3 protein-coding genes are annotated in these 10,295 nt (G+C 72.5%); 1 reads left to right on the forward strand and 2 read right to left on the reverse strand.

The genetic code is table 11. The features are described from left to right. Positions 1–33: 33 nt before the first annotated feature. Both ABZ385_RS10850 and ABZ385_RS10855 read right to left on the reverse strand, forming a co-directional pair. Entirely contained in the window at positions 34–1,863 is a 1,830-nt protein-coding gene (locus tag ABZ385_RS10850) for a non-ribosomal peptide synthetase (RefSeq protein ID WP_358580878.1), read from the reverse strand. Beyond that, positions 1,860–7,940: an acyltransferase domain-containing protein gene (locus ABZ385_RS10855; protein ID WP_358910957.1), complete on the reverse strand. Its 6,081-nt coding sequence runs from the start codon at positions 7,938–7,940 to the stop codon at positions 1,860–1,862. The genes ABZ385_RS10850 and ABZ385_RS10855 overlap by 4 nt, the downstream gene beginning before the upstream one ends. 794 nt (positions 7,941–8,734) lie before the next feature. On the opposite strand from ABZ385_RS10855, the gene ABZ385_RS10860 reads away from it, so the two are divergent. Beyond that, positions 8,735–10,093 (forward strand): MFS transporter, encoded by a 1,359-nt coding sequence (locus ABZ385_RS10860; RefSeq protein WP_358580874.1) that lies wholly within the window; start codon positions 8,735–8,737, stop codon positions 10,091–10,093. Positions 10,094–10,295 lie beyond the last annotated feature (202 nt).

Consider the following 10,295-nt stretch of genomic DNA (forward strand, 5'->3'; position numbering starts at 1 on the left):
GGGAACTCCTGCTTCGGGTCGGATGGGGGTGGCTCAGCTGCCGCTGGACTTGGCGCGGCCGCGCAGGGCCGCGCGGCGGGCGCCCGCGCGCAGCCGGGCGGACTGGACCACCTCGGGGGTGGCGCCGCTCTCCTCGTCGAGCCAGCGGGCGAGGGAGGAGATGTCCCGGAAGCTGAACAGGTCGGGCACGCGGACGCGGCGGTCGAAGCGCCGGGTCATCAGCCGGGCGAGGCGGACCAGCAGCAGCGAGTCGCCGCCGAGGTCGTAGAAGGCGGCGTGGACGTCGATGCCCGCCGGGTCGAGGTCGAGGAGCTGGCCCCAGATCTCCGCGAGGGCCACCTCGGTCGGGGTGCCGGCGGCCGTCAGGGGGCCGGCCGTGGGGTCGGCGGCGGGCGGTTGGGGAAGCGCGTCGCGGTCGAGCTTGCCGCCGGGCCCCAGCGGCAGCGCGGGCAGGAACACCAGCGTCGCGGGGACCATGTAGTCGGGCAGCTCGACGGCGAGCCTGCCGGTGATGGCGTTCTGGAGCCCCGCGTCCAGCCTGGGGCCGTCCTCGGACGCGCCCTCGCCGGCGGGCACGACGTAGCCGATGAGCCTGTTGCCCTGGACGACGGCGGCGGCCTCGCGGACCTCGGGGCAGCCGGTCAGACGGGCCTCGACCTCCTCCAGCTCGATGCGGTAGCCGCGCAGCTTGACCTGGTGATCGGTGCGGCCGAGGAACTGGAGTTCGCCGTCGGCGGTGAACTTGACCAGGTCACCGGTGCGGTACATGCGCTCACCGGCGAGGTACGGGTCCGGCACGAACCGCTCCGCCGTGGTGCGCGGCCGGTTGACGTAACCGTGCGCGAGGCCCACCCCGCCGAGGTACAGCTCACCGGACTCCCCGGCGGGCACCTCCTTCAGGTCGTCGTCCAGTACGCGGACCCGGGCGCTGTCCGTCGGCGGGCCGATCGTCGGCTCGTCGGCCGAGTCCCGCGGCACCGGGCCGAACGAGCAGAAGACGGTTCCCTCGGTGGGGCCGTAGGCGTTGAAGACCCGCTCGGCGTTGGTCTCCTGGTAGGCCCGGTCCACCAGCTTGCGGCGCAGGGCCTCGCCGCCGAACACGATCGAGCGCACGTTCGGGGGCAGGGCGCCGGCGTCCAGCAGGCTGTTCATGACCGACGGGATGACGTTGAGATGCGTGATCTTGTCGGCGTGCGGGCTCTCCGGCAGATGGACGGCGCTCTCCACGAGGATCACGGCACCGCCCCGGCACAGCGCGTTGAAGATCTCCATCACGGACATGTCGAAGCAGACCGAGGCGGCCGCCGATATGCCGCTCAGGTCGCAGCCCTGGAGGACCCGGTCCATCTCGGCGAGCATCGCCACGCAGCCGCCGTGCCGGATGGCCACGCCCTTCGGCCTGCCCGTGGAGCCCGAGGTGTAGATGACGTACGCGGTGTCGTGGGGCACGACCGGCACCGGTGTCGCGCCGGGCTCGGTCGTCACGGTCTCGCCCAGCACGACGACGGTCGGCCCCGCCGGGCAGTTGGCCCGGGACGCGGGGGTGGTCAGCAGCAGGCGGGTCCCGCTGTCCTCGACCATGAACGTGAGCCGGTCGGCCGGGTAGTTGGGGTCCAGCGGCACATAGCAGGAACCGGAGCGCAGCGCGGCCAGGAGGGCGACGAGCAGGTCGGGCGTGCGCTCGACGCAGACGCCGACCGGCACACCGGGACCGGCGCCGTCGGCCACCAGCCGCTCGGCCAGCACGCGGGAGCGCTCGTTCAGCTCGCCGTAGGTCAGAACGCCGGCGTCGGAGTAGACGGCGGGCGCGTCAGGGTTCTTGACGGCTTGTTCGATGAACTCGGAGTGCAGGGTCTCGGTCACTTGTCCGTCTCCTCGGGGCGGCCGCTCGGCGCGATGCCTTCGAGTGCCAGGTCGGGTTGGGCGATCGATTCGAAGAGCACGGTGCGGTAGAGCGCGAGCAGTGCCGTCACGGTCTCCCTTTCCAGATAGCTCGGTTTGTACTGGACGTGGCCGGCCACCTCGCCGTCGATGTCGGCCATCGAGATCTCCAGGTCGAACTTGGCGAGGTGCCTGCGTACCTGCAGCGGTTCCAGCGGCAGCGCGCCGTCGGGCGCGAGGGTCTCGCCGATGCCGTGGAAGAGCTTGACGGAGCGGGGGAAGGCGTCCGAGGACAGCCAGTTCACCACCACGTCGAACCACGGCGAACGGCCCTCGGCCCGCGGCGGCTTCAGGGCGGACGCCAACAGGTCGAGCGGATAGTTCATGTGCTCCAGCAGGCCGAGCGAGAAGGCGTGGACCTCGCTCAGCAGCTCCCGGAAACTGCGGTCGCCGGCCGGCCGCGCCCGCACCAGCACGGTGTTCAGGTAGTAGCCGATGGCCGACTCCCAGCCGGGCTCGCCGCGCTGGGCGATGGCGGTGGCCAGGACGGAGTCCTCGACCCCGGCCGCGCGGTTCAGGGTGGCGAAGAAGCCCGCCAGGACGACCGTGCTGACCGACACCCCCTCTCGGACCGCGAACTCCCGCAGCAGCCTGCTCTCCTCGGCGCTCCAGCGGAACGTGAGGTCACGGCCTTCGTAGGTGACGCCCGGCGGGCGCTCCTTGGTGGACAGGTCCAGGTGGGCGGGCGGGTCGGCCAGCTTCTGCGACCACCAGTCCAGCGCCGCGTCGGCCGCGGGCCCCGCCAGCCACTCCCGCTCCCACGCGACGAACTCCGTGTACGGGGCGACCGGTTCGCGCGCGGCGGGGTCGGCGCCCTCGTAGAACTCCTGGACTTCGCGGATCATCACGTCGGCCGACGCCGCGTCCGACGCGATGTGGTGCACGAGCAGCAGCAGGTAGTGGTCCTCGGGCCCGCGCGTCATCAGCACCACGCGCACCAGCGGCCCGTTGTCCAGGTCCATCGGCAGGTGCCCGATCGCGGCCAGCGCCTCGCGGGCCTCCTCGTCGTCCAGGCCGGTGGTGTCCTCGACGAGGAACTCGTACTCCGGCTCGTCCAGGATGACCTGGTGCGGGCTGCCGCCCGCCTCCACGAAGAGCGTGCGCAGCGCGGGATGCCGCTCCATCACCGCCCGGACGGCGCCTTCCAGGGCCTTCTCGTCCACGGCGGCCCGGATCCGGGCCGCCACCATGAAGTTGTACGGCACGGCGTCCGGCGAGACCTGCTGCATGAACCACAGCGAGGCCTGGCCGTGCGACACCGGCGCCAGGGTGAACCCGAGGCCGTCGGCGCGCAGCTGGTCGAGCGCCGGGTCGTCGGTCGGGTCGAGGAGGCCGCGCGCGGCCAGCTCCTCCACCAGCTCCTCGGCGTTCAGCTCGGACAGGTCGTCGAGGAACGTCGGCGCGGGCCGCGCGGGCGCCGGGGTGGGCGCGGCCACAGGGACGGGGACGGGTACTGGAGCGGGTGTCGCCGCGGGAGCCGGTACCGCCGCGGGCGCCGGCGCCGTCCCGCCGATCGTCTCCACGACGTGGGCGACGACCTCCGCGATGGTCCGCCCGTCCAGGAACACCACCGGCGACACCCGGTGCCCGAACAGCGACTGCAACCGGTTGACCAGGCGGATCGCCAGCATCGAATCGAGGCCGAAGTCCCGCAGACTGGCCCCTTCGTCGAACCTGCTCGCCGGTACGCCGAGGGCGTCGGCGATCTCACCGAGGACGACGTCCTGGGGCGCCCTGTCGTCCACGGCCGGGGCGACGGGCTCGGCCACCGGCGCCACGGCCGGCGCCACCGCCGCCGGAGCCGTCACGGTCGCGGCCGTACCCTGCGCCGCCGGCTGGGTGACCGGCGCCGACACCGACTGGGGACGCAGCGTCGTGTCGATCCAGTAGCGGTCCTTCTGCCACTGCACGAGCGGGGTCTCCACGACCTGGACGTCGTCGGAGAACAGCGGGTCGAAGGTCAGCGGGAGGCCCCTGACGTACAGCGACGCGACGGCCCCCAGCAGGCAGCGGACGTCGCTCTCGCCCCGCCGCAGCGAGTTGACGGCATGCACCTGGGCGCCCCGGGTCAGCGCGATCTCCTCGACCGCGCCGCGCAGCGTCTCGTGCGGGCCGATCTCGATGAAGGTGCCGACGCCCTCGTCCACCAGCGCGCCGATCGTCTCGGCGAACCGGACCTGGTTGCGCAGGTTGTGCACCCAGTAGTCGACGTCGGCGACCGGGTCCACCGTGTCGGCCAGGGCGGTGGAGCGGAACGGGATGGTGTTCGCCAACGGCGTGATGCCGTCGATGCGTTCGCGCAGCGGCTCGATCAGCGGGTCCATGCCGGGGCTGTGCACCGGCCGCTCGACCCGGATGCGGCGGGTGGAGATCCCCTCCCGCTTCAGGTCCGCCTCCAGGGCGTCGACGGCCTCGGGCGAGCCCGACACGGCCGCGCTGGTGGGGCTGTTCACCACGGCGACGGCCGCGTGCTCGGCGTACGGGGCGAGCCGCGGCACCAGCTCCGCCTCCGGCAGGTCGACCGAGATCATGGCGCCGGCCGCCGCTTTGCGTTCGAGCAGGTGCGAGCGGGCGACGACCACGCGGGCGGCGTCCTCCAGCGACAGGGCGCCGGACACACAGGCGGCCGCGACCTCGCCCAGGCTGTGCCCGACGACGGCGGCCGGCCGGATGCCGAGACCGAGCCAGACCTTCGCCAGGGAGACCTGGAGGGCGAACAGGACGGGCTGCTGGAAGTCCATCTCCTCGAACCTGGCCTCGTCGGCCGGGGCGGCGAGCTGGTCGAGCACCGAGCAGCCGCCGGCCGCGCGCACGGCGGCGTCGCAGGCCGTCATCCACGTACGGAAACCCTCGTGGGAGTCCAGGAGTTCGCGGCCCATGCCGACCCACTGGGTGCCGCCGCCGGAGAAGACCAGCGCCACCCGCCGGTCGCGGTTGCCGGCGACCGTGCCGGTGACGACGTCGGGGTGCGGCTCCCCGGCGGCGAGCCGGGCGAGGCCGTCCAGGACGTCCTGCCGGTTGCGGGCGAACAGCGCGACGCGTTGGCCATGGTGGGTGCGCCGGGTCGCGAGGGTGTAGGCGAGGTCGGAGACCCGCAGGCCGGGATCCCGCTCGACGTGGTTGGACAGCTCGCGGCAGGTGTCGACCAGGGCGTCCGCCGTGCGCGCCGTGACGGGCACGAGGTGCACCCGCTCGTCGGCCGCCACCGCACCCGGCGCGGGCGTGACGTGGCGGCCCCGGTCGCCCGCGAGGAACGGGCTCGGGGTGACGGTGAGACCGGCGGTGTGGAGCGCGCCGAGCGAGCCGAGCAGGGTCGCGGCCTCGTCGGCGCCGCGGCGCAGCGAGGGCAGGGTGGTGACGGGCAGGATCTCCGCCACGGACTTGAGCAGGACGGGGTGCGGGCTGAGCTCGATCACCGCGTCGATGTCGTGGCCGCGCAGGTTCCGCAGGGCGTCGACCACCCGGATCTCCTGGCGCAGGTTGGCCGCCCAGTACTCGGGTCCCAGCTCCGCTCCGTCGACGGCCTCGCCGGTGACCGTCGAGATCATCGGGACGCGCGTGGTGCGCGGTGCGATGCCCTCCAGCTCGACCTTCAGCGGGGCGAGGACGTGGTCGACCAGCGACGAGTGCGGCGCGTGGCCCATGCGGACCCGGTGGGTGGTGAGGCCCTCGTCGGTCAGCCGCTGGACGAGCCCGTCGATCTCCTCCGGGGTGCCGGTCACCAGGGTGGAGTTCAGGCCGTTGCGGCCCGCGATCGCGAGCTTGCCGGTCAGGTACGGCTCGACGGCGTCCGCGCCGGTGGTGACCACGATGCCCTCACCGCGTCCGACGGCCAGCTGCTGCAGGAGCCGGCCGTGGTGGGCGGCCAGCAGGGAGGCGTCGTCGAAGTCGAGCGCGCCGGCGATGTGGGAGGCGGCGAACTCGCCGACGCTCTGCCCCACCACGACGTCCGGCTCCACCCCGAGCGAACGCCAGGCGTCGGCCAGCGCCACCTGGATCGAGAAGAGCAGCGGCTGGAAGACGTCCATGTCGTCGATGCGGCCGTCGGGGGCCAGCAGCTGCTCGACGAGCGAGAAGCCGAGCAGCTCCCGCATCCGCTGGTCGGAGCGCATCATGGAGCGCCGGAACACCGGCATGCCGGCGAGCAGTTGCCTGCCCATGCCGACCCACTGCGAGCCGTTGCCCGAGAACAGGAACGCCACCCGCGGCCGGCGCCCGCTCGCCTCCCCGACGCTCAGCCCGTCGGCCTTCGCGCCGGCGGCGAAGGCGTCCAGCTTTGCCCTCAGTTCGCTCATGTCGCGGGCGGTGGCCGAGAGCCGGAACGCGCCGTCGCCGGGGGACCGGCGGCAGATCGCCCGCAGGTCGCTCTCCTCGCGCAGCGCCGAGGCCCGCTGGGCCAGCGCTTCGAGGGAGTCCTCGGCCAGCAGGACGAGCGAGCTCTCGGGCCGCGGCAGCTCCTCGACGGCGACGTGGCAGATCGCGCCGCCGAAGCCGAACGAACTGACGCCGCCGCGGCGGGCGTCGGACCGTCGGGGCCAGGGCGTGAGCCGGTCCTGGACGGTGAGGTTGTACTCCTCGAACATGATCTGCGGGTTCGGGGTGGCGTAGTGCAGGCTCGGCGGCAGCACGCCGTTGCGGATCGACAGGGCGAGCTTGACCAGGCCGACGATGCCGGCCGCCGCCTCCAGGTGCCCGACGTTGGACTTGACGGAGCCGAGCCGCAGCGGCTCCGCCCGGTCGCCGCCGAGGACCGCGCCGATGGCGTTGACCTCGATCGGGTCGCCGAGGGGCGTCGCGGAGCCGTGGCACTCGATGTAGTCCACCAGGGACGGGGCGATGCCGGCCCGCCGGTAGGCGTTGCGCAGCATCAGCTCCTGCGCCTGGGGGTTCGGCGCGGTCATGCCGTTGCTCAGGCCGTCGTTCTGGGACGAGCTGCCCTTGATCACGCAGTACACCGGCAGGTCGCGTTCGAGGGCGACGCTCAGCGGGGCGAGTACGACGACGCCGGCGCCCTCACCGCGTACGTAGCCGTTGGCGCGGGCGTCGAAGGACTTGCAGCGGCCGTCGGGGGCGAGCGCGCCCATGGCGTCCATGGCGGTGTAGTAGTCGGAGACGAAGCTCAGGTTGACGCCGCCGGCCAGCACCAGCTCGCTCTCGCCCAGCCACAGCGACTGGCAGCCCGCGTGCACCGAGACCAGCGATCCGGCGCAGGCCGCGTCGATGGTCATGCTGGGCCCCTGGAGACCGAGGACGTAGGAGACGCGGTTGGCGATGATGCCGTCGTGCATGCCGGTCGCGGTGTGCGGGGTGATCTGCACGTCGGGGCCGCGGTAGTGCGCCAACGCGGCGTAGTCGCCCCAGCAGGAGGCCATGAACACGCCGGTCTCGGTGCCCACGAGACTGTCCGGCGCGACACCCGCGTCCTCCAGTGCCTCCCAGGCCAGTTCCAGGATCAGCCGCTGCTGCGGGTCCATCTGGACGGCTTCGCGGGGCGAGATGCCGAAGAACAGCGGGTCGAACTGGTCGATGCCGTCGATGAAGCCGCCCCAGCGCACCGCGTCGCCCAACAGCTCGCGCCGCGCGGCCGGCACGGGCCCCACGGCGTCACCGCCCTCGGTGAGCAACTGCCAGAACGCGGCGGGGTCGGGGCCGCCGGGGAAGCGGCAGCCGATGCCGACGATCGCGATGGGCTCGTGCGAGGCCGCGCGCCGCTCCTCGCTCGGGGCGGCGGCCTGCGTGGTCCGGGGGCCTTCCAGGAGCGCGCGGGCCAGCTCGTCGACCGTCGGGTACTGCCACATCCACGTGACCGGGACTTTCCAGCCGAGGAATTCGGACAACGAGGCGGCGAGTTTGGACAACTTCAGCGAGTCCAGGCCGTACTGGTGCATCGGCGCCCAGCGGTCGACGGCCTCCTCGGACATGTCCATCAGCTCAGCGACGCGAGACAGCAAAAAATCGGTAATGGCTTGAGAATCTCTTGCTGCGCGCTCTTGGGGCATTTCGGCTCCTCGGCAGGGCGGACGGAATGGACCGACGGAGCGGGCGCCCGGATGTTTTAGGCTTCACAAACCCCGACGGTCGGAAAAGAGTGGCGGAAATGAGATGCCTGCGGCGTACACACGGACGTGCGGATAGGCACGGCCGGGGCCGAGTCTCACAGGAAAGGGGCGTCAGTGCACAGGTGGTACGCGAAGCGTCCGTGTCAAGCCCGCACAGGGAGATATGGCTGAAAGAGAACTGGTACCCGCACCGCGACCCGACCCCCGTTTTAGTCTTCCCGGCTGAATGTTCCCAGGTCAAGAATGGTGTGGACTGGCGCGGACCGCGTAACGAGGTACTCGCCCGACCGACAACTTCAGACTGCCACCCAGTGAAACGTGAAACAAGTGGGGCCCGTTGGCAGGAAGGTGCACTGGCGCGATCTGGCCCCCGAAGTGACTGGTTCGATCGCTTCCCGGGCCGAAATTGTGTGGCGGTTCGGGCGTCGTGGGGAATCAGCGGGCAACTTCGTTCAACACGGGTCAATTCCGGCGCGCGGTCGGGAATCCGCTCCGGTGGCTGGTGAATAAGTACGGGCTGGACAGCGGGCGAAGAAGCACTGCAAGCTGCTCGCCATGAAAATCATGAACCACGAGCCGGCGCCGGCTGACCCCCGCGTCCTGGTGGTGGGCACCGGACGGATGGAACTCGCCACCTTAGGGCGGCCGTTCAGGGCCGCCGCCGACGGCACCTCGTCCAGACCGTCCCCCCACCGTCTTGTGGCCGCACGACCGCGCGTGCCGGGGAGGCCCGCATGACCAGTACCGAGGTGAAGCCGGGGCAGCGCCCGGGCCTGGCGCTCGGCGTGCTGGCCGGGGCCCTCGCGCTGGACGTGAGCGGCCTCGGAGTGCTCAACGCCGCGCTGCCCTCCGTGGGCGAGCGTTTCGACCTGGACGACACCACCCTCCAGTGGGTCATGACCGCCTACGCCGTCACCTTCGCCGGCTTCCTGCTGGTGGGTGGCCGACTGGCCGATGTCTTCGGCAGGCGGCGGGTGTTCGAACTCGGCGTCGCCCTGTTCACGCTCGCCGCGCTGGTCGGCGCCCTGGCACCGGGCACCGGCGTGCTGCTCGGCGCGCGGGCCGTCCAGGGCATCGGCGCGGCCCTGTCGGGACCGGCCGCGCTGGCCCTGCTGACCGAGGTGTTCCCGGCCGGTCCGGCGCGCAACCGGGCCCTGAGCATCTACGCGGCCGTCGGCGCCGCGAGCTTCAGCGGCGGCGTCCTCCTGGGCGGCGTGCTGACCCAGTTCTTCGGCTGGCGTTCGGTGCTGTGGTTCTCGGTCGCCGTGGGGCTGGCCGTCCTGTCCGCGACGCGCGCCGGACTGCCCGACGGCGTCGGACGCGGCGGCCGCCTGGACCTGCCCGGCGCGATATCCGGCACGCTCGGACTGACCCTGGTCGTCGTCGGTGCGAGCAGCAGCGGCGCGGTGGCCTGGGTCTCGCTGTGCGTCGCGGTGGTCTTCCTGGCGCTGTTCGTCGTACGCGAGCACCGCACGGCCGACCCGGTGCTGCCGCTCGGACTCTTCCGGATCGCCTCGGTGCGGGCCGCGAGCCTGGCGGCGTTCCTGCAGTACATGGGCTCGGTCGGCATGCTGTTCTTCGCCCCGCTGTACCTCCAGGGGATGCTGGACTACTCCCCGCTCGAATCCGGCCTCGCGCTGGTGCCGATGTCGGCGGCCGTCTTCCTCACCGCCAACTTCGCCACCGGGCGCCTGCTGGCCACGTACACGCCGCGGACGCTGATGGCCGTCGGGCTGGTCCTCATCGGCGGCGGGACCGCGCTGTGGATGAGCACCCCGCACGAGGGCGACTACCTGCTGCACGTGCTGCCCGGACTGGTGATCAGCGGCATCGGCCAGGGCCTCAACTTCCCCTCGATGACCTCCGCGGGACTGTCCGGCGTCGAGCCGGAGCGGCACGCGGTCGCCGGAGCGGTGAACGTCGTGGCGCAGCAGATCGGCGCCAGCGTCGGAGTGGCGGTCCTGGTCCTGATCGCGGCGACCGCCGACGACCGCCTCGCCGGCTACCACCTCGCCTACCTCGCGGCGGGCGTCGTCTGCGCCCTCGGCGCGCTGGCCGTCGCCCTCGGCGGACGACGGGAGAAGCAGGCCTGAACGGCGGGTGGGCGGACGAACGGCTGAGCGGATATTCCGGGGTGTGCCCGTGCCGTTCGCTGTACGTTGTGGGGGCGCGCCGCAGGTGAGGGCGCCGCGTGGACGGGCGACCGTGGCGCGGCGCGCGCACGGCTTCCGGGGCCGGGTACGGCCCGGAGCCGCGAGCACCGAAGCGCGCTTTCCCCTTGCCGTGGGGACCACC

This window comes from Streptomyces sp. NPDC005898 (assembly GCF_040629635.1).
Classification (GTDB): Bacteria; Actinomycetota; Actinomycetes; order Streptomycetales; family Streptomycetaceae; genus Streptomyces.

Bases quoted from the DNA above. Each gene is read 5' to 3' on its own strand.
- ABZ385_RS10860 (WP_358580874.1), top strand. From the start codon at position 8,735: ATGACCAGTACCGAGGTGAAGCCGGGGCAGCGCCCGGGCCTGGCGCTC.
- ABZ385_RS10855 (WP_358910957.1), bottom strand. From the start codon at position 7,940: ATGCCCCAAGAGCGCGCAGCAAGAGATTCTCAAGCCATTACCGATTTT.